This window comes from Aquincola tertiaricarbonis (assembly GCF_023573145.1).
Classification (GTDB): Bacteria; Pseudomonadota; Gammaproteobacteria; order Burkholderiales; family Burkholderiaceae_C; genus Aquincola; species Aquincola tertiaricarbonis_B.
Window position 1 is genome coordinate 1,545,049 of sequence record NZ_CP097636.1, and the last position, 17,416, is coordinate 1,562,464.

Annotated in this window: 16 protein-coding genes; 9 read left to right on the plus strand and 7 right to left on the minus strand. The window is 72.0% G+C overall.

All coding sequences use genetic code 11. The features are described from left to right. Window positions 1-3 precede the first annotated feature (3 nt). From MW290_RS21460 to MW290_RS21485, 6 genes are read left to right on the plus strand one after another with little or no spacing between them, the layout of a single operon-like run. A complete protein-coding gene (locus MW290_RS21460) occupies window positions 4-1,293 on the plus strand; it encodes an MFS transporter (protein ID WP_250199705.1) in 1,290 nt (429 codons plus the stop codon). Further along, window positions 1,290-2,501, plus strand: coding sequence for an SLC13 family permease (locus MW290_RS21465; RefSeq protein WP_250199706.1), 1,212 nt, complete (start codon window positions 1,290-1,292; stop codon window positions 2,499-2,501). The genes MW290_RS21460 and MW290_RS21465 overlap by 4 nt, the downstream gene beginning before the upstream one ends. A gap of 38 nt (window positions 2,502-2,539) precedes the next feature. Beyond that, on the plus strand, window positions 2,540-3,058 hold the full coding sequence (locus MW290_RS21470; RefSeq protein ID WP_250199707.1) for a hypothetical protein: 519 nt from the start codon (window positions 2,540-2,542) through the stop codon (window positions 3,056-3,058). Between the two features lie 29 nt (window positions 3,059-3,087). Beyond that, window positions 3,088-4,245, plus strand: a complete 1,158-nt coding sequence (locus tag MW290_RS21475; protein WP_250199708.1) for a DSD1 family PLP-dependent enzyme — start codon at window positions 3,088-3,090, stop codon at window positions 4,243-4,245. A 58-nt stretch (window positions 4,246-4,303) separates the two neighbouring features. Continuing rightward, complete coding sequence (locus MW290_RS21480) at window positions 4,304-4,588, plus strand: helix-turn-helix domain-containing protein (protein WP_250199709.1); 285 nt, start codon at window positions 4,304-4,306, stop codon at window positions 4,586-4,588. Then, the gene (locus tag MW290_RS21485) at window positions 4,569-5,822 is read left to right on the plus strand and encodes a type II toxin-antitoxin system HipA family toxin (RefSeq protein WP_250199710.1); all 1,254 of its coding nucleotides are present in this window, start codon (window positions 4,569-4,571) and stop codon (window positions 5,820-5,822) included. Before MW290_RS21480 ends, MW290_RS21485 begins: the two co-directional genes overlap by 20 nt. A gap of 19 nt (window positions 5,823-5,841) precedes the next feature. Here MW290_RS21485 and MW290_RS21490 read toward each other — a convergent pair whose 3' ends face one another. Both MW290_RS21490 and MW290_RS21495 read right to left on the minus strand, forming a co-directional pair. Then, window positions 5,842-6,048, minus strand: coding sequence for a hypothetical protein (locus tag MW290_RS21490; protein ID WP_250199711.1), 207 nt, complete (start codon window positions 6,046-6,048; stop codon window positions 5,842-5,844). A gap of 125 nt (window positions 6,049-6,173) precedes the next feature. Beyond that, window positions 6,174-7,730 (minus strand): methyl-accepting chemotaxis protein, encoded by a 1,557-nt coding sequence (locus MW290_RS21495; RefSeq protein WP_250199712.1) that lies wholly within the window; start codon window positions 7,728-7,730, stop codon window positions 6,174-6,176. Between the two features lie 229 nt (window positions 7,731-7,959). Between MW290_RS21495 and MW290_RS21500 the strand changes: the two genes are divergently transcribed. Next, window positions 7,960-8,949 carry a UDP-glucuronic acid decarboxylase family protein gene (locus MW290_RS21500; protein WP_250199713.1) on the plus strand — a complete coding sequence of 330 codons (990 nt, stop codon included), beginning with the start codon at window positions 7,960-7,962 and terminating at the stop codon, window positions 8,947-8,949. Here the strand turns inward: MW290_RS21500 and MW290_RS21505 are convergent. Genes MW290_RS21505 through MW290_RS21520 form a run of 4 tightly spaced genes read right to left on the minus strand, consistent with a single transcriptional unit; the run spans window position 8,910 to window position 13,341 of the window. Beyond that, window positions 8,910-10,067, minus strand: a complete 1,158-nt coding sequence (locus MW290_RS21505; RefSeq protein ID WP_250199714.1) for a glycosyltransferase family 4 protein — start codon at window positions 10,065-10,067, stop codon at window positions 8,910-8,912. The two genes, MW290_RS21500 and MW290_RS21505, sit on opposite strands and share 40 nt — an antisense overlap. Window position 10,068: 1 nt before the next feature. After that, window positions 10,069-11,325, minus strand: coding sequence for a glycosyltransferase family 4 protein (locus tag MW290_RS21510; RefSeq protein ID WP_250199715.1), 1,257 nt, complete (start codon window positions 11,323-11,325; stop codon window positions 10,069-10,071). Then, window positions 11,325-12,530 carry a glycosyltransferase family 4 protein gene (locus MW290_RS21515; RefSeq protein WP_250199716.1) on the minus strand — a complete coding sequence of 402 codons (1,206 nt, stop codon included), beginning with the start codon at window positions 12,528-12,530 and terminating at the stop codon, window positions 11,325-11,327. The genes MW290_RS21510 and MW290_RS21515 overlap by 1 nt, the downstream gene beginning before the upstream one ends. A 7-nt stretch (window positions 12,531-12,537) precedes the next feature. After that, window positions 12,538-13,341 carry a polysaccharide biosynthesis/export family protein gene (locus MW290_RS21520; RefSeq protein ID WP_250199717.1) on the minus strand — a complete coding sequence of 268 codons (804 nt, stop codon included), beginning with the start codon at window positions 13,339-13,341 and terminating at the stop codon, window positions 12,538-12,540. A 223-nt stretch (window positions 13,342-13,564) separates the two neighbouring features. Here MW290_RS21520 and MW290_RS21525 point away from each other — a divergent pair, with 223 nt between their 5' ends. Together MW290_RS21525 and MW290_RS21530 are read left to right on the plus strand one after the other, a co-directional pair. Beyond that, window positions 13,565-15,346, plus strand: coding sequence for a DUF1800 domain-containing protein (locus MW290_RS21525; RefSeq protein ID WP_250199718.1), 1,782 nt, complete (start codon window positions 13,565-13,567; stop codon window positions 15,344-15,346). 8 nt (window positions 15,347-15,354) lie between these two features. Then, window positions 15,355-16,776: a DUF1501 domain-containing protein gene (locus tag MW290_RS21530; RefSeq protein ID WP_250199719.1), complete on the plus strand. Its 1,422-nt coding sequence runs from the start codon at window positions 15,355-15,357 to the stop codon at window positions 16,774-16,776. A 46-nt stretch (window positions 16,777-16,822) separates the two neighbouring features. On the opposite strand, the gene MW290_RS21535 is transcribed toward MW290_RS21530, so the two are convergent. Beyond that, entirely contained in the window at window positions 16,823-17,347 is a 525-nt protein-coding gene (locus MW290_RS21535) for an FxDxF family PEP-CTERM protein (RefSeq protein ID WP_250199720.1), read from the minus strand. Between the last annotated feature and the right edge of the window lie 69 nt (window positions 17,348-17,416).

The following is a 17,416-nucleotide window of genomic DNA, read 5'->3' on the forward strand; positions in this document are numbered from 1 at the left end:
GCCGTGAGCACCTCGGTCCAACCCAGCCGCCGCAGCCTGCGCGCCCTGGATGCGCTGGCCTTCTTCGCGCCCGACATCCAGGGCGGCATCGGCCCCTTCCTGGTGGTGTTCCTGTCCAGCACGCTGGCCTGGTCGCCCGACCGGGTGGGCACGGTGATGGCTGCCAGCGCCCTGGTGGGCCTGCTGGTGCAGGCGCCGGCCGGAGCCTGGATGGACCATGTGCAATCGCGACCCCGATGGATCGCCGGGGCGGTGACGGTGATCGCCGCCTGCCTGGTGATGATGGTGTCGCGGCCCAGCTTCCCGGTCATCCTGGCCGGGCAGTCGGTCATCGGCGCCGCCGGCACGCTGGTGGCGCCGGCCGTGGCCGGCCTGAGCCTCGGGCTGGTGGGGCGGGGCGGCATGGATGCGCGCATCGGCCGCAATGCCGCGCTGGGCGCGGCCGGCACCGTGCTGTGGGCCACCGGCACCGGCTGGATCGGCCACCGCCACGGCCCGCAGGCCATGTTCTGGCTGGGCTGCGTGCTGGCGCTGCCGGTCATCGCGGCGGCGCTGAGCATCCGCAACCGCGAGGTGGACCCGGTGCTGGCCCGCGGCGGCGACCGGGACGAGGCCGCCAGCGATGGCAGCACCACGCCCAGCACCGCGCCGCGGCCCGCCCGCCGCTGGCTGGGCCGGCCGCTGGCGGTGCTGCTGGGCTGTGCCTTCCTCTTCCACCTGGCCAATGCCGCGATGCTGACGCTGGTGGCCCAGCAGATCGGCCGCCTGGTGCCCCAGCATGCGCCGCTGTGGCTGTCGGCCGGCGTGGTGGTCACGCAGCTGGTCACCATCCCGATCGGGCTGGCGGTGGGCCGCTGGGCGCCGCGGCTGGCGCGCAAACCCATCTTCCTGGTGGCCTTTGCGGTGCTGCCCCTGCGCGGCCTGCTGTACCTGATGGTGCACAGTCCGGCCGGGCTGCTGGCGCTGCAGGTGCTGGACGGCATCGGCGCCGGCGTGTTCGGCGTGATGATGACGCTGATGGTCAGCGACCTGGCGCGCGGCAGCGGCCACTTCAACCTGGCGCTGGGTGCCGGCGCGGTGGCAGTGGGCTCAGGCGCGGCGCTGAGCAACCTGCTGGCCGGGCAGGTGGCGCAGGCGGGCGGCTTCCATGCCGGCTTCGCGGTGCTGTCCGGCGTGGCCGCACTGGCACTGCTGCTGTTCAGCCTGGCCATGCCCGAAACCCGCCGCGGCCCGGCACTTCACAACCCCGAACGGGCGGCTGCGGCCGCCACCACCCCTGGAGCCCCTGCATGACACGAGACAGCCTGGACACGGCCGCCACCCCGGAGCGCCTGGCGCCACGCCCGGGCCCCGGACCGGCCCCGGCCGGGCCGGCGCCGTTGCCCGCCACCGTCAGTGATGCCCCATCGCAGGAGGCACCACCGGCCGGCCATGCGCTGCTGTGGGTGCTGATCGCGCTGGCGCTGGGCCTGCTGGTGCTGCAGCCGCGTTCACCCGCCAGCCTGCTGGCCCTGGTGGACTGGCAGACCGTGGGCGCGCTGGCCGGGCTGCTGGCCGTCACCCAGGCGGTGGAACACAGCGGCGTGCTGCAGACCACGGCGCGGCGCCTGCTGGGCCGCGTGACGCACCAGCGCAGCCTGGCCATGGGCCTGGTGACGGTGGCGGCGGTGCTGTCGGCCCTGGTCACCAACGACGTGAGCCTGTTCCTGCTGGTGCCGCTGACCCGCGTGCTGGCCATGCAGGCCGAGCTGCCGCTGGCCCGGCTGGTGGTGCTGCAGGCGCTGGCGGTCAATGCCGGTTCGGCACTCACGCCCATCGGCAACCCGCAGAACCTGTTCCTGTGGCACCGCTCGGGCCTGGGCGTGATGGGCTTCGTCGAGATGATGGCACCCACCGTCGCGGTGATGGTGGCCTGGCTGCTGGTGGCCACCTGGTGGCTGGTGCCCAACCGGCCGATCCGGCTGCAGCCCGAGGCGCGGCCCGCGCCCATCTCGTACCGGCTGCTGGCGGTGGCGGCGGCCTTGTTCGTGGCCTTCGTCGTTGCGCTGGAACGGCACCAGCTGCTGCTGGGCCTGGCCGTGGTCTTCGGCGTGCTGCTGGTAGTGCGGCCGCGGCTGCTGCTCAAGCTCGACCTCTCGCTGCTGGCCATCATCGCACTGATGTTCGTGGTGCTGCGCCAGCTGCTGGCGCTGCCCGCCGTCACCGCCTGGATGGCCAGCCTGCCCATCAGCGAGGGCATGAACGCCTACCTGGCGGCCATCGTCGCTTCGCAGTTCATCAGCAACGTGCCGGCCACCATCGCGCTGGCGCCTTCGGTGCACGACCTGCCGGCCCTGGCCGCGGGCGTCAGCGTGGGCGGCTTCGGCTGCGTGATCGGCTCGCTGGCCAACCTCATCGCCTTGCGGCTGGCGCGTGTGCCGCACGGCCTGCGCGAGTTCCATCGCATCTCCATTCCTTTCCTGCTGGTCTGTGCGGCCAGCGCGGCGCTGCTGCGGCTGTAGGCCCGGCGGCTTCATCCCCCTGACAAGGAGCGTTTCCCATGAGCAAGTCCAAGACCCTGGAAGGCCGTTTCGAGCACCTGATCTACAGCCCGCGCGGCGACCTCGAAGGCGCGCTGCTGAAGGCCGATGCCGGCCCGCTGCAGATCGTGTTCGACCGCCACGACCCCACCGCCGCCCAACCCTTCATGCTGCTGCAGCCTGGCGACACGCTGAGCCTGCAGGCCCCGGCCGGGCCGCCTTCGGACAAGGGCGAGGCGGTGCACCCCGTGCACCGCTTCGAGCGGCTGCTCAGCATCAACGGCCATGCGCCCGCGCCTTCGGGCGAAGACGGGCCGCCCTACAGTGGCACGGTGGCGCGCCTGAACTACGCCCGCCACGGCGAGCCCAATGGCGTGGTGCTGGACAACGGCTACTTCATCCACACCAGGCCGCATGGCATGGCCGCGCTACAGCTGCAGCCGGGCGACGCCGTGGAAGCCGACGGCGAAGCCCGCCCGCTGGTCACCGGCCAGGGCTGGGTGGTGGAAGCGACGGTGGTCAACGGCACCGCCCTGTAGCGGCGGCTGGCGGGCCCGACAATGGGCGCATGCAGGACCTCGACACGCCTTCCACCGCCGCGCTGCGGCAGCTCGACACCCCCGCCGCCGTGATCGACCTGGCGCGCATGCGCCGCAACATCGCGCGCATGCAGCAGCAGGCCGATGCGCTGGGCGTGCGGCTGCGGCCCCATGCCAAGACCAGCAAGTGCGCCCAGGTGGTGGCGGCGCAGCAGGCGGCCGGTGCGCAAGGCATCACCGTCTCCACGCTGAAGGAGGCCGAGCAGTTCTTCGCCCAGGGCCTCACCGACATCCTGTACGCGGTGAGCATGGCGCCGCACCGGCTGCCGGCGGCGCTGGCGCTGTGCCGGCGCGGCTGCGCACTGCAGATCCTGACCGACAGCGTGGAGGGCGCCCGCGCCATCGTCGACTTCGGCCGCCAGCACGGCCATGCGTTCGAGGTGCTGATCGAGGTGGACACCGACGGCCACCGCTCCGGCATCACGCCGCAGGACGATGCGCTGCTGGCCGTGGGCCGGCTGCTGCACGAAGGCGGCATGCGCCTGGCCGGGGTGCTCACCCACGCCGGCTCCAGCTATGACCTGAATGCGCCCGAGGCCCTGACCGCCCTGGCCGAGCAGGAACGCGCCGGCTGCGTGCATGCGGCCAAGCGGCTGCGCGCGGCCGGGCTGCCGTGCCCGGTGGTGTCGGTGGGCTCCACGCCCACGGCGCTGGCCGCCGCCTCGCTGCAGGGGGTGACCGAGCTGCGGGCCGGTGTGTACGTGTTCTTCGACCTGGTGATGCGCAACGTGGGCGTGTGCAGCGAAGACGACATCGCGCTGAGCGTGCTCACCACCGTCATCGGCCACCAGGCCGACAAGGGCTGGGCCATCGTCGATGCCGGCTGGATGGCGATGAGCCGCGACCGTGGCACCGGCAGGCAGGCGCAGGACTTCGGCTACGGCCAGGTGTGCACGCTGGATGGCACGCCGATGCCCGGCTGGCTGCTGTCATCGGCCAACCAGGAGCACGGCATCGTCTCGAAACCGGACGGCGACCCCTCAGACGTGGTGGCCCGCCTGCCCATCGGCACCCGGCTGCGCATCCTGCCCAACCACGCCTGCGCCACCGGGGCGCAGTTTCCGCAGTATCAGGCGTTGGCGCCCGAAGGCGGGCTGACGGCCTGGGGCCGGTTCCACGGTTGGTAGTTGGTGGGTTGCACGTCATGGCTGGCAAATTGCACTTTTTTAAGGCACTATGTCAGCCATGACTGGCAATCTTCGTCTGCCCGATGAATTAGGGCGCCAGCTGGCGGCCCGCCGGCGCGAGCTGGGCTTGAGCAAATCCCAGCTGGCACAGCGCGCTGGCAAGGTGCGAGAAGTGATTTACCGCCTGGAGGCGGGCGAAGACAGCACCGTCTCGTCGCTGCTGGCGGTGATGGGTGCGCTGGGCCTGGCGCTGCGGCTGGAGCCCGTCGGCTTGCCGACGGCCGAGGAGGTGGCCCGGCGCTTCCAGATGGATGACGACGCCGATGACGTCGACGCCTCTTGAGCCCCTGCCGGCCCGGCTGCGGGCGCTGGACGTGTCCATCGGCGATGGGCCGGCCGCCGGCCAGTTGCTGAAGACGTCCGGCTACGAGTTTCGCTACCTCGACCCCGCGGGCGATCAGCCCGCGGTGGCCTTGCTGATGCCGCCCGGCGAGCGCCTGACCTGGCAGGACGGCGACCTGTTTGCGCCCATGGACCAGAACCTGCCTGAGGGCGATCTGTTCATGCGCATCCGCCAGCTGTTTCCCAAGCAGCCGATGACGCCGATGCACCTGCTGGCCCTGGTGGGCCGCAATGGCATCGGGCGCCTGGGGTACCGCCTGCCCGGCGCGGCCGACCCTGCGCCGCCTCCGCCCATGGGCAAGGCAGCGCTGCTCAAGACCCGCTACACGCCGCAGGTGTTCGACGAGCTGGTGGCGGCCTACCTCAGCACCGGTTCCGGCATCGCCGGCATGCAGCCCAAGATCATGGTGCCCGACCGCGCCACGGTGCCCATCCCTTCGCTGATCGTGAAGGCGGCCAGCCCGGCCTATCCCGGCTTGGCTGCCAACGAGTTCATGTGCCTGACGGCGGCCCGGCACGCGGGCATCGAGGTGCCCGGCTGCGCGCTGTCGGACGATGGCCAGATGCTGGTGCTGGACCGCTTCGACATGGTGACCCACGACGATGGCCGGCTGGAGCGGCTGGGCTTCGAGGACATCGCGGCGCTGGCCGGCCTGCGTGTGCGTGACGTGCTGTCGGACCGCAAGTACCAGGGCAGTTACCAGCGCGTGGCCGAACTGCTGCGCCAGCTGCAGTTGCACAGCGACAACCTGGAGAGGTTCTTCGCGCAGGTGGCGTTTTCAGCGATGGTGCGCAATGGCGATGCGCACCTGAAGAATTTCGGCGTGTTGTACCGCAGCAGCCGCGACCTCTGGCTGGCGCCGATGTTCGATGTGGTCACGACCACCATCTACACCTACACGCGATACCCGGGCGGACCTGAGCTGCAGGATCACACGATGGCGCTGAAGCTGCGGGCCGGCCGGCATGCCACGCGAACCTATCCCACGCAGGACGAGCTGGTCGACTTCGGGCGCCGTGTTTGTGGCGTCAAACAGCCAATGGCCGTGTTGCAGGCGATCGCGCAGGGCATGAGCGATACGCTGCAGGCGGCGCAGGCCGACGAGCGCCTGCCCGCGGGCATGGTGGACAAGATGCGCGCCGTGTGGGAAGAGGGAATGCTGCTGGCCCGCTGAGCCGGCGGCGCAGCGCGGCTCAGCCGACCCGCTTGGCCTTGGCGATCACCGCATCGGCCGTGGCGGCCAGCTGGGCCTGCACGGTGGGGTCGGTGACGGTGGTCAGCTCGTCCAGCGCCATGGCCAGCAGCTGCAGCTGGGTGCTCAGCTGGTTGAGTTGCTCGGCGGCCTGGGCGGCTTCGGCCAGCACGCGGGCGGCTTCGGGCGGAAGAGGTTGAGGTTGCATGGCGGCGGGTGGTGAAGCACCAGGGGGCTGGCACCGCCATGCTAGAGGCGCAAGGGCGTTTTGCGCAGCCCCCCGACCCCCCTTGGAGGGGGACCCTTCATGCGCGGGGGGCGCTTTACCCGGGTTTACAGGCGGAACACCTGCACCACGCCAGCCAGACGCTGGGCCTGGTCCTTCAGGCTTTCGGCCGCCGCGGTGGACTGCTCCACCAGCGCCGCGTTCTGCTGCGTCATCTGGTCCAGCTGCGCCACCGCGGTGTTCACCTGGCCGATGCCCGAGCTCTGCTCCGACGTGGCATGGGTGATCTCGCCGATGGTGGCGGTGACGTGCTTGACGCGCTCGACGATCTCCTGCATGGCGGCGCCGGCCTGCGTCACCAGCTGCGAGCCGCTTTCCACCCGCTCGACGCTGGCGCCGATCAGGCTCTTGATCTCCTTGGCGGCTTCGGCGCTGCGCTGGGCCAGCGTGCGCACTTCACCGGCCACCACCGCAAAGCCGCGGCCCTGTTCGCCGGCCCGCGCTGCCTCCACCGCGGCATTCAAGGCCAGGATGTTGGTCTGGAAGGCGATGCCGTCGATGGTGCCGATGATGTCGGCGATCTTGCGCGAGCTGGCGCTGATGTCGTCCATCGTGGCCACCACCTGGCTGACCACGCTGCCGCCCTGGGCCGCCGCGGTGGAGGCCGATTCGGCCAGCGCATTGGCCTGCCGGGCCGATTCGGAGGTGTGCGTCACCGTGCCCGTCAGCTCCTCCATCGAGGCGGCGGTCTGCTGCAGGTTGGAGGCGGTCTGCTCGGTGCGGGCCGACAGGTCGTGGTTGCCCTCGGCGATCTCGCCCGACGCGGTGGCGATGGAATCGGTGGCCTGGCGCACCTGGCTCACGGTGTGACGCAGCGCGTCGATCATCGTGCCCAGCCCATGCAGCAGGCTGCCCGGCACCTGGGTGCGCACCTGCGTGGCCAGGTTGCCGCGGGCCACCTCGTTCATCGCGGCCAGCGCCTCGGCCGGGTCGCCGCCGATCTGGCGGATGACGCTGCGGGCCACGCCGTAGCCGATGCCGCCGATGGCCAGCAGCAGTGCGCCGGTGACGGCCAGGCTGCGCAGCAGCGCCGCCCGCACCTCGGCGTCCACGTCGTCCATGTACAGGCCCGAGCCGATGATCCAGTCCCAGCCCTTGACCGTGGCCACGTACTGCAGCTTGGGCACCGGCTCGGTCTGGCCCGGCCGCGGGAACATCATCGGCACAAAGGCCTTGCCGTCGGGCGCGCGGTTGGCGCCGTTCACCACGGCGTCGATCACGTCCAGGCCGCTGCTGTCCTTGATCTTGCCGATCATCGCCTTGCCTTCCCATTCCGCCTTCAGCGGATGGGCCACGCCCACGCCCTGGGTGGACCAGGCGAACACGTATTCCTTGTTGCCCTGGCCGTAACGGGTCAGGCGGATGGCGTCCCTGGCGGCCTTCTGCGCCTCTTCCAGCGGCATCGCGCCCTTGGCCGCGCGCTCCTGGTAGCCAGCCACCACCGCCTGCACCGCCGTCACCGCGGTGACCAGCTGCTCCTTGCGGCCCTCCACGATGCTGCTGCGCAGTTGCAGGAAGGCAGCGGCCGACAAGGCGGCCAGGCCCGCGATCGACACACCCACGAGCGTGGCGATCTTGCGGTTGAAGCTGAGGTGCTGGAGCATGAACGACTGCTTTTCCGGGGCACCGACTGCGCCCCCTCTCAGGGGGTTTCGGCATGCGGTGGCGCAGTTGAAGCGGAAATTGCTGCCGCCGTCCTCAGCGGCCCGGCGACGGCCGGTGAGGCCCACCCCCCCAACCTGTCACCCCACGTCTGTCACCCGCCGCACCTTTGCAGTGGCCGGCCCCGCGGCTAGGCTGAAAGCATCCGGCGGTGCCGGCACGGAGGCGCATGTGGAGGGCTACGGACTGCAGCGGCGGATCCTCGTCACCGGGGGCGCGGGCTTTCTCGGATCGCACCTGTGCGAGGCCTTGCTGGCCCGCGGCAACGAGGTGCTGTGCGTGGACAACTTCTTCACCGGCGCGCTCGACCATGTGACGCGGCTGCGCAGCCATCCGCGCTTCGAGCTGATGCGCCACGACATCACCTTTCCGCTGTACGTGGAGACGGACCAGATCTACAACCTGGCCTGCCCCGCCTCCCCGATGCACTACCAGTTCGACCCGGTGCAGACCACCAAGGTCAGCGTGCACGGCAGCATCAACATGCTGGGCCTGGCCAAGCGGGTGAAGGCGCCCATCCTGCAGGCCTCTACCAGCGAGGTGTACGGCGACCCCGCCGAGCATCCGCAGCGCGAGGGCTACTGGGGCCATGTCAACCCGATCGGCCCCCGCAGCTGCTACGACGAAGGCAAGCGCTGCGCCGAGACGCTGTTCTTCGACTACCGGCGCCAGCACGGCGTGCGCATCAAGGTGGCGCGCATCTTCAACACCTACGGCCCGCACATGCACCCGAACGACGGGCGCGTGGTGTCCAACTTCATCGTGCAGGCGCTGCGCGGTCGGCCGATCACGCTGTTCGGCGACGGCACGCAGACGCGCTCGTTCTGCTACGTGGCCGACCTGATCGACGGGCTGATGCGCCTGATGGACACGCCCGACGACTTCACCGGCCCGGTGAACCTGGGCAACCCCACCGAGCTGACGATGCGCGAGCTGGCCCAGCGCATCATCGCGCTCACCGGTTCACGCTCGCCCATCGAATATCGGCCGCTGCCCGCCGACGACCCACGCCAGCGCCAGCCCGACATCACGCTGGCGCGCAGCGCGCTGGGCTGGGAGCCGCGCGTGGGCCTGGACGAAGGCCTGCGCCGCACCATCGACTACTTCGACGGACTGCTGCGTCAACCCGAGCCGGTGCTCATCGCCAGCGCTTCGCGGTAGACATCGGCCGTGCGCAGGGCGGTGCGCGGCCAGCTGAAGCGGGCTGCACGCTGCATGGCGGCGGCCGACAGCCGGGCGTGCAGCGCATCGTCCTGCAGCATGCGCTGCAGCGCCTGCCGGATGCTGCCCACGTCCAGCGCATCGCAGGCCAGCCCGGCTTCATCGGCGATCTCGGCCTGCGCGCTGCCCTGGCTCACCACCGCGGGTGTGCCGCTGCCCATGGCCTCGCTCACCGGCGCGCCCCAGCCTTCCATCAACGACACCAGCACCACCGCGCGGGCATGGGCATACAGGCGCGCCAGCTGCGCCTCGCTCACGCCTTCCAGCCAGTGCAGGTGCGGCTGCAGGCCCAGGCGCTGCGCGGTGTGCTCGGCCTGCGGGTTGCGGTCGCGCAGCTTGACCAGCAGCACCAGCGGATGCGCCTCGCGCAGCGCCAGCGGCAGCTGGGCATAAGCCTGCAGCAGCCGGTCCAGGTTCTTGTGCGGCTTGCAGGTGCCGACGAACAGCAGGTAAGGGCGGCCCGCGGCCAGTGCCGGGGGCAGCTCGGCGGGCCAGTCTTCACCGGGGCATGCGCCCTGCGGCAGCAGCGGCCGGCGAAAGCGCTCGGCGATGCCGTGCGGCACGGTGCGCAGCCGCGGCCGGGCCCGCGGCCACACGGTGGCCACGTCGTCGTGCGTGGCCTGCGAGATGCAGATCACCCGCCGCGCCCGCCGCATGGCCACCGCATTGGCGATGCGGTAGTACGCCAGCCCGGCCAGCCCGGGCGCCAGCCGCGGCAGGTGGTGCAGGATCAGGTCGTGCATGGTCACCACCAGCGGCACCGGGCTGGCCCAGGGCAGGTGGTGGGCCACCGGTGCATGCCACAGGCCGATGCCATGCCGGCGTATCCAGCCGGGCCAGGCCGCCTGCTCCTGCACCGACAGCGGCTGGAAGGGGGTGGCCAGCACCTCGATGCCCGGGCGCAGCGGCCAGCGCGCCTCTTCGCCCGGGTTGCACACCCAGACGAAGTCCAGGTCGTCGTTGCGCGTGGCCAGGGTCAGGCTCAGCTCATGCACATAGCGGTGGATGCCGGGCCAGGTGACCAGGCGGCCGTCGAGGGCAATGCGCGGTCGGCTCACGTCAGGCTGCCGGCTGCATCAACTGCCACATGCGCGCCGTGACCTGCGGCCAGGCGAGCTCTTGCGCGGCCGCCAGGCCGGCCTGGCGGGCGGCGGCATGGCGCTGCGGGTCCTGCAGCAGCTGCAGGATGGCGTCGGCCAGCGCATCGGCCTCGAACGGGCTGGTCAGGCCGGCGCCGGTGCGCTGCACCCAGCCGGCGGCGGCGCTGCCGGCGGTGCACACCACCGGCACGCCGGCCGCCATGTACTCGGCCACCTTCAGTGGCATCGCATAGCGGCCCTGTTCGCTCAGCCGGAAGGCGGCGATGCCGACATCGGCCTCTCGCAGCCAGCGTGGCAGCCGGGCATGCGGCACCGGGCCCAGCAGCTGCACCGCATCGGCCAGCTGCAAGGCCTGCACCTGCAGTTGCAGCCGCTGGCGGTAGGCGGGCTCGCCATCGCCCAGCACCAGCAGCCGGGCCTGCGGCAGCCGCGCCCGCACCCGCGCCATCGCGGCGATGGCCAGGTCCACGCCACGCGCCGCTTCCAGCCGGCCCATGTACAGCGCGGTGGGCGGGTGCGGCGTGCGCACCGGCGGCGGCGCAAAGCGCGCCAGGTCGGCGCCGTTGGGCAGCACCGCGGGCTGGCGGCCGGTGGCGCGCTGGCGCAGCGCGGCCAGCTCGGGCCCGGCGCTCACCGCCACGTCGGCCTGGCGCACCAGGCGCTGCTCGATGCGTTCGATCCAGCGGCGCCGCCAGGCCAGGCGCTGGCCGCCGCCCACATGGTCCATGTCGTCGTACACCAGCCGGCCGATGCGGCCTTGCCGCTGCAGCCCGCGCGCCACCAGACCGGCCCAGGGGCCGTCGGCCAGCGCCAGCTCGAAGTGGCCACCGGCATGGCGCCGGGCCGCGGCCCGCATGCCGTGCAGCCAGGCCAGGTCGCGCAGCGCACCGGCGCTGCTGAGCAGGTCGGCCAGCCAGCGGCGCGGGCGCGCCGTGGGGGGCTGGTCCGGCATGCCGTCGTCCAGCCCATGGGCCAGTGCCTGCGCATAGTTCAGCCAGGGGTGCACCCGCAGGTAGTGCAGCCGGCCTTCGGTGCGCGGCTGCACCTCGTGGCGCAGCGCATCGTGCAGCAGGCCACGCCAGCCGCGGCCCTGGGCACGCACGCTGTACAGCACCACCACCTCTTCGCAATGGCCGGCCAGCATGTGCAGCATGTGCTGGGTGCGCTGGTTGGGCTCGCGGTCCAGGTCGAGGTGGGTGACGACCAGGGCGCGCATCAGGCCGCCTCCAGCGCCACGCGGCGGTACACGGCGGCGGTGGCCTCGGCGGTGTGGCGCCAGCTGAAGCGGGCGGCCTGCCGCGGGCCGGCGCGGCGCAAGCGCTGCGCCAGCGCCTCGTCGCCTTCGATGCGCAGCAAGGCTTCGGCAAAACCGTCGGCGCTGTCGGGTGGCACCTGCAGTGCGGCCTCGCCGGCCACCTCGGGCAGCGCACCGGCGGCGGCCACCACCACCGGCGTGCCGCAGGCCATGGCCTCGATGGCGGGCAGGCCGAAGCCCTCCAGCCTGGACGGCATCAGCACCGTCTGCGCGCCGCGGTACAGCACCGGCAGCGCGGCATCGTCCACGCGGCCGAGAAAGCGCACAGCATCGGCCACGCCCAGTTGCTGCGCCAGCGCCTGCAGCACCCGTTCGTAGAACACCGAGCGGCCGGCCAGCAGCAGCGGGCAGCGCCCGCCCTGCCGCCGGTAGGCCGCAAAGCCGTGCAGCAGCGTCGCCAGGTTCTTGTTGGGGTCGAGGTTGCCCAGGTACAGCAGGTAGGGCGGCTGCAGGCCCAGGCGCTGCTGCCAGTGCGCGAAGGCGGCCACGCTGGGCGGTGCCACCGCTTCGGCGCGCAGCCCCAGCGGCACCGCGGTCACGCGCTGCGGCGGCAGGTGGAAGTGGCGGCGCAGCAGGCTGCGGGTGTGCTCCGAGACGGTGATCACATGGGCGGCGCGGCGCAGCGTCTGCTCGGTCTGGCGGGCCAGCTCGGCGAAGAAGCGCTGGCGCAGCGCCAGCGCGGCCCGTTCGTCGGCGGCCAGCGTGTGGGCCGGCACCGCGGCGCCCTGGTCGTGCAGGTAGGCCAGGTCGTGCACCGTCACCACCGCGGGTGCGCGGCTGGCCAGCAGCAGGTGGGCCGGGCCATGGAACACGTCGTGCCGCGTGCGCCAGCCTTCGGCCGGCCAGGGCACGCGGCGCAGCAGCCGCAGCGGCAGCCGGCCGCGCTGCACCGCGGGTGCTGCGCCTTCGGCCTGTGCCTCGCGCACGAAGGCGGCGATCTGCGCATCGTGACGGGCCCGGGGCAGGGCGAACAGCAGCGTCAGCGCCAGGTCGCCGGCCTGCAGCAGGCCGTTCACCAGGTGGCGCTGGTACTGGTAGACGCCGCTGCGCTCGCCTTCGGCGATGCCGGCCATCGTGGTGTCGATCAGCACCGACAGCGCGGCCATGGCGTGCTCACGGGTTGCCCGGCACCACGATGGTGTTGGTGCTGGTGGGGTTGCCATGCACCAGCGCCTTGAGGAAGCTGTCGAACAGCAGCGTGGCCTGCTGGAAGCTGAGCAGCGGCGCCAGCATGTCGGCCCAGCGGCGGGCCTCGCGCGCGGCATCGGCGCTGCGCGCGCTGGGCACGAAGAGGGTGTCGCCTTCGCCCACGCCCATCTGCTGGCGGCCCAGGCCGCCCGAGACCAGCGTGGCCATGTCCAGGCCCTGCAGGTACACCTGGCCGTCCAGCTCGCGGATCAGCACGATGCGCTTGCGCGCGTTCTCGGTCAGGCCACCGGCGCCGGCCAGCGCTTCCAGCAGCGTGGCGTCGGTGGAGGTCAGGGCCACCGGGCCGGGGTTCTTCACCTCACCCAGCACCTGGCAGCGCACCGGCGCGGGCACCGCCACGCTCACGCGCACCACGGCTTCGCGCACCATGGGCCGCAGGCCCACACGCAGCAGGTCAGCGGTTTCGTCCGGCGTGCGGCCACCGGCCTGCACCCGGCCGGCCAGCGGATGGGCCAGGCCGCCATCGGGCGCCACGGTGGCGCGGCGCGACAGGTCGTCATAGCCCCACACGCTCACGTCCACCTGGTCGCCGGGCCGCAGCCGCAGCACACCATCGCGGCGTGGCGGCGGCATGGTGGCCACCGGCTGCGGCGGCTGGGCCGTGCCGCTCTCATCCAGCGTGCGGCGCTGGATGCCGTCCACGTCGGGGTCGGTGGCGCAGCCGGCCAGGCCCAGGCAGGCGGTGGCGGCCAGCACGAGCACAGACACAGGCAGAAGGGCAAGGCGCACGCGGTGGGGCTCGGTGGCAAAGGTGCAGCCATGCTGCCGGCCGCCCGGGCCCGCCGCCATCCCCAGGACCATCAGCGGCGTTTTTAGAGTCTGCACCCAGCTTGCTGTTGCGGCAGGCCCTGCGATAGGCGGCCTGTATCTGCCGGCTGAAGCGCGCTGTCATCCGGCCTTTGCAGGCGGCCCGGCTGGGCAGCATGGCGGCATGTTGAAACTCCATGCTCTGTTCCTGCGCGCCGCCTGGCCGGCCGCCCTGGCGCTGCTGCTGGCGGCATGCGGCGGTGGTGGTGGTGGTGGCGGTAGCGGTGGCGGTATGGGCACGGCCTCCACCGAGGCTGCCGCCAGCGTGCCCGCCGCCCTGCCTGCGACGGCCACCGCGCCGGCCGAACGGCCGACCACGCAACTCGATGCGGTGCGCCTGGCGCACCAGGCCAGCTTCGGCCCCAGCCCCGCGCTGGTGGCCGAGATCAAGGCCCAGGGCGCCGAGGCCTGGCTGGCCGCGCAACTGGCCCGCAGCGATTCGCGCTACACCTCGGGCGGCACGGCCGCGGTGCACCAGTTCGATGAGCAGACAACCTTCTGTGCGCTGCCCGCCCACCAGCACCCGGACTGCTGGCGCAACCACTTCAGCACCCAGCCGCTGGTGTGGGACTTCTACCGCAATGCCCTGGGCCAGCCCGACCAGCTGCGCCAGCGCGTGGCCTTTGCGCTGGGCCAGTGGCTGGTGGTCAGCGGTGTGGGGGCCGAAGCCACCTATGGCTTTCGTGAGTACCACAACCTGCTGCTGGGCCAGGCCTTCGGCAACTACCGCGAGCTGCTGCGCAAGGTGACCTTGTCGCCGCTGATGGGCGACTACCTCAACCATGCCAACAACGACGCCGCCGCGCCCAACGAGAACTATGCGCGCGAGTTGCTGGAGCTGTTCAGCCTGGGCACCTGCCTGCTCAATGCCGACGGCACGCTGGCCGGTGGCCGCTGCCAACCGGTGTTCGACAACACGATGGTGCGCCGCTATGCGCTGGCGCTGACCGGCTGGACCTACCCGGCCGGGGGCCGCTCGGGCTATGGGTGCTGGCCGCGCGGCGCCAACTGCCGCTTCTACCAGGGCGACATGCTGCCGCTGCCGGCGCTGCACGACCGTCAGGCCCATGCGCTGCTGTCAGGCGTGTCGCTGGCCGCGGGTCATGACAACGAGACCGCGCTCAATGCGGTGCTGGACAGCGTGATGCGCCATCCCAACCTGGGCCCCTTCATCGCGCAGCGCTTCATCCAGCACCTGGTCACCAGCAACCCGACGCCGGCCTACGTGGCCCGCGTGGCCCAGGCCTTCGATGCCGGCCGTTATCAAGGCGCCACGCGCAGCTTTGGCAGCGGCACGCGGGGCGACCTGGCCGCCACCGTGGCCGCGGTGCTGCTGGACACCGAGGCCCGCACCGAAAGCCCCAGCCGCCAGGCCGGCAAGCTTCGCGAGCCGGTGTTGCTGTTCACTGGCGTGCTGCGCGCGGTGGGCGGAAAGACCGATGGCGACGCGCTGGGCTGGTGGTGGGGCGGCGAGCTGTCGCAGGTGGTGTTCCGCGCGCCCAGCGTCTTCAACTTCTATTCGCCGAACCATCCGGTGCCGGGCACGGCGCTCAAGGGGCCGGAGTTCGGCCTGCACAACCCCAATGCGGCGCTGCGCCGGCTCAACTTCATGAGCTTCCTGCTCGACCAGGGCGGTATCGGCCCCGATGCCGGCGTGCCCCAGGCCACCGGCACGCAGGTGGACCTCTCGGCCTTGGCCGCGCGGGCCGACGATGCACAGCAGCTGGTGGACGAGTTTTCGTTGCTGGTCATCGGCCGCATGCTGCCGGCCGCCACCCGCAGTGCCATCGTGCAGGCAGTGGCGTGGTGGACACCGCAGGTGGATGCCGATCAATGGCGCACCCAGCGGGCCCGCACCGCGGCCTATCTGGTGCTGGCCACGCCGCAATACCAGGTGCAGCCGTGAGCAAGACGATGACGACCCCTTTCGATGCCCGCCGCCGCGCACTGCTGCGCCGGGGTGCCGGCCTGCTGGGCGCGCTGGGCCTGGGCGCCGGTGGCCTGACGCTGGCGCCTCGCGGCGCACGCGCCGGTGACTACCGCGCGCTGGTGTGCGTGTTCCTGTATGGCGGCAACGACGGCGCCAACACCCTGGTGCCGACGGAGCGCGACCCTTATGCCCTGTATGCCGGCCTGCGTGGGGCGCTGGCCCTGCCGCCCGGCAGCCTGGTGCCGCTGGCCGGCAGCGGTCTGGGCCTGCATCCTTCGCTGGCCGCACTGCAACCCTGGTGGGACGCCGGGCGCCTGGCGCCGGTGCTGAACGTGGGGCCGCTGGTCAAACCGTTGACGCAGTCAACGTTCATGGCCGCTGCACCGGCCGACACCACGCAGCTGCCCGAAAGCCTGTTCAGCCACCCCGACCAGCGCGTGCTGTGGGAAGCCGGCGGCGGCAACCCGCGCCTGCGCAGCGGCTGGGGTGGCCGCGCGGCCGGCAGCCAGCCCGTCATCGGCTTTGGCAACAACCCGCTGTTCGGCCAGGCCGAGGACCGGGCCACGCTGGTGCTGCCCGGCCCCGGTGAGCTGTTCGGCGGCTACGGCCTGCAGGCCGAGGATGCACGCTGGGCGCCGCTGGCCGCGCGCCAGCAGGCCCTGCTGGCCATGTACCAGGACACGCAGGACAACGAGCTGGCGCAGCGCTTCGCGGCCCAGCAGATCGAGGCCTTCTGGCTGTCCAGTCAGCTGGCCGGCCTGGTGCGCACGCTGCCCGGTGAAGCCGCGGCCTTCGCCTTGATCGACCAGGTGTTCGCGCCGCTGCTCAGCAACGGCCGCTTTGCCAACCCGCTGGCGGCGCAGCTGTACCAGGTGGCCAAGCTCATCCATGCGCGGGCCACGCTGGGGGGCGACCGGCAAATCTTCCTGACGCAGCTCGAAGGCTTCGACACCCATGCCAACCAGGTGGCGCGTGACGGTGCCACGCTGGGCGACCATGCCCAGTTGCTGCGCTGGGTGGGCGAGGCGCTGGCGGCCTTTCATGCGGCGCTGCAGGCCGTGGGCGCGGGCGACACCACGGTCTCGTTCACGCAAAGCGAGTTCGGTCGCACGGTGCTGCCCAATGCCAGCCTGGGCACCGACCACGGCTGGGGCAACCACCACTGGGTGATGGGCGGGCCGGTGCGTGGCGGCCAGGTTTATGGCCGCCTGCCCGACCCGACGCCGGGTGGCGCCGACGATGCCAGCCGCCACGAAGGTGAACGGCATGGCCGCTGGATTCCGCAGATCGCGGTGGACCAGTACGCGGCCACGCTGCTGAACTGGCTGGGTGTGGGCGACGCGGCCCTGGCGCGCGCGCTGCCGGGGCTGTCGGGCTTCGGCCAGCGGCCACTGGGCTTCCTGTGAAGCGCATCGGCGCTTGCCGGTCATCGCGGGCGGCGCCTGGCGAGCGTCAGCGCCCGCGCCGCTGCCGCATCGACCAGCCGCCCAGCGCGGCCATGCCCAGCGCCATCATCAGGTAGGTGGCCGGCTCGGGCACCGCGGCCACGGCCAGCCCGCCCGCATAGGCCCCGCCCAGCGTGCCGGTGGTCGTGCCCAGCACCGTCAACACATAGCTGCCCGCGCCCAGCTGGCCGGCCACCAACAGGCCATCGCCCGGGGTGTTGTCGAACAGCAGGGGCGTGGCACTGCTGGTGGAGAAGATGGCGAAGCCGGCCAGGTTGGTGCTGAAATCGCCCGCATTGGTGTTGGGCGGCGTGAAGTCGGCGAAGGCGGCCACGATGTTGCTGAGGCCGCTCAGCGAAAAGGTGTAGCTGTCGTTGATGTCGGTGTTGGTGCCGGCGATGGCATTGACCAGGGTGGCGGTGTCGGTGGTGATCAGCCCGAGATCACCGGGGCCGACCGGTCCGATGGCGGCCTGGGCGGACAGGCTGGCGCCCACCACCGCGGCTGCAAGCAGGCTCTTCGTCCATGGCATGGTGTTCCTCCTTGGGGGCCTTGAGACCTCTCAAGGTTAGGAAGCGCGCGCCCGCCCGCCACTGCGAAC

What these genes read in the sequence shown, in the direction of transcription:
- MW290_RS21490 (WP_250199711.1), bottom strand. Translation starts at nt 6,048, where the DNA reads ATGCAACCTCAACCTCTTCCGCCCGAAGCCGCCCGCGTGCTGGCCGAA.
- MW290_RS21485 (WP_250199710.1), top strand. Translation starts at nt 4,569, where the DNA reads ATGACGTCGACGCCTCTTGAGCCCCTGCCGGCCCGGCTGCGGGCGCTG.
- MW290_RS21525 (WP_250199718.1), top strand. Translation starts at nt 13,565, where the DNA reads ATGTTGAAACTCCATGCTCTGTTCCTGCGCGCCGCCTGGCCGGCCGCC.
- MW290_RS21535 (WP_250199720.1), bottom strand. Translation starts at nt 17,347, where the DNA reads ATGCCATGGACGAAGAGCCTGCTTGCAGCCGCGGTGGTGGGCGCCAGC.
- MW290_RS21480 (WP_250199709.1), top strand. Translation starts at nt 4,304, where the DNA reads ATGACTGGCAATCTTCGTCTGCCCGATGAATTAGGGCGCCAGCTGGCG.
- MW290_RS21515 (WP_250199716.1), bottom strand. Translation starts at nt 12,530, where the DNA reads ATGGCCGCGCTGTCGGTGCTGATCGACACCACGATGGCCGGCATCGCC.
- MW290_RS21475 (WP_250199708.1), top strand. Translation starts at nt 3,088, where the DNA reads ATGCAGGACCTCGACACGCCTTCCACCGCCGCGCTGCGGCAGCTCGAC.
- MW290_RS21495 (WP_250199712.1), bottom strand. Translation starts at nt 7,730, where the DNA reads ATGCTCCAGCACCTCAGCTTCAACCGCAAGATCGCCACGCTCGTGGGT.
- MW290_RS21510 (WP_250199715.1), bottom strand. Translation starts at nt 11,325, where the DNA reads ATGCGCGCCCTGGTCGTCACCCACCTCGACCTGGACCGCGAGCCCAAC.
- MW290_RS21465 (WP_250199706.1), top strand. Translation starts at nt 1,290, where the DNA reads ATGACACGAGACAGCCTGGACACGGCCGCCACCCCGGAGCGCCTGGCG.
- MW290_RS21530 (WP_250199719.1), top strand. Translation starts at nt 15,355, where the DNA reads ATGACGACCCCTTTCGATGCCCGCCGCCGCGCACTGCTGCGCCGGGGT.
- MW290_RS21470 (WP_250199707.1), top strand. Translation starts at nt 2,540, where the DNA reads ATGAGCAAGTCCAAGACCCTGGAAGGCCGTTTCGAGCACCTGATCTAC.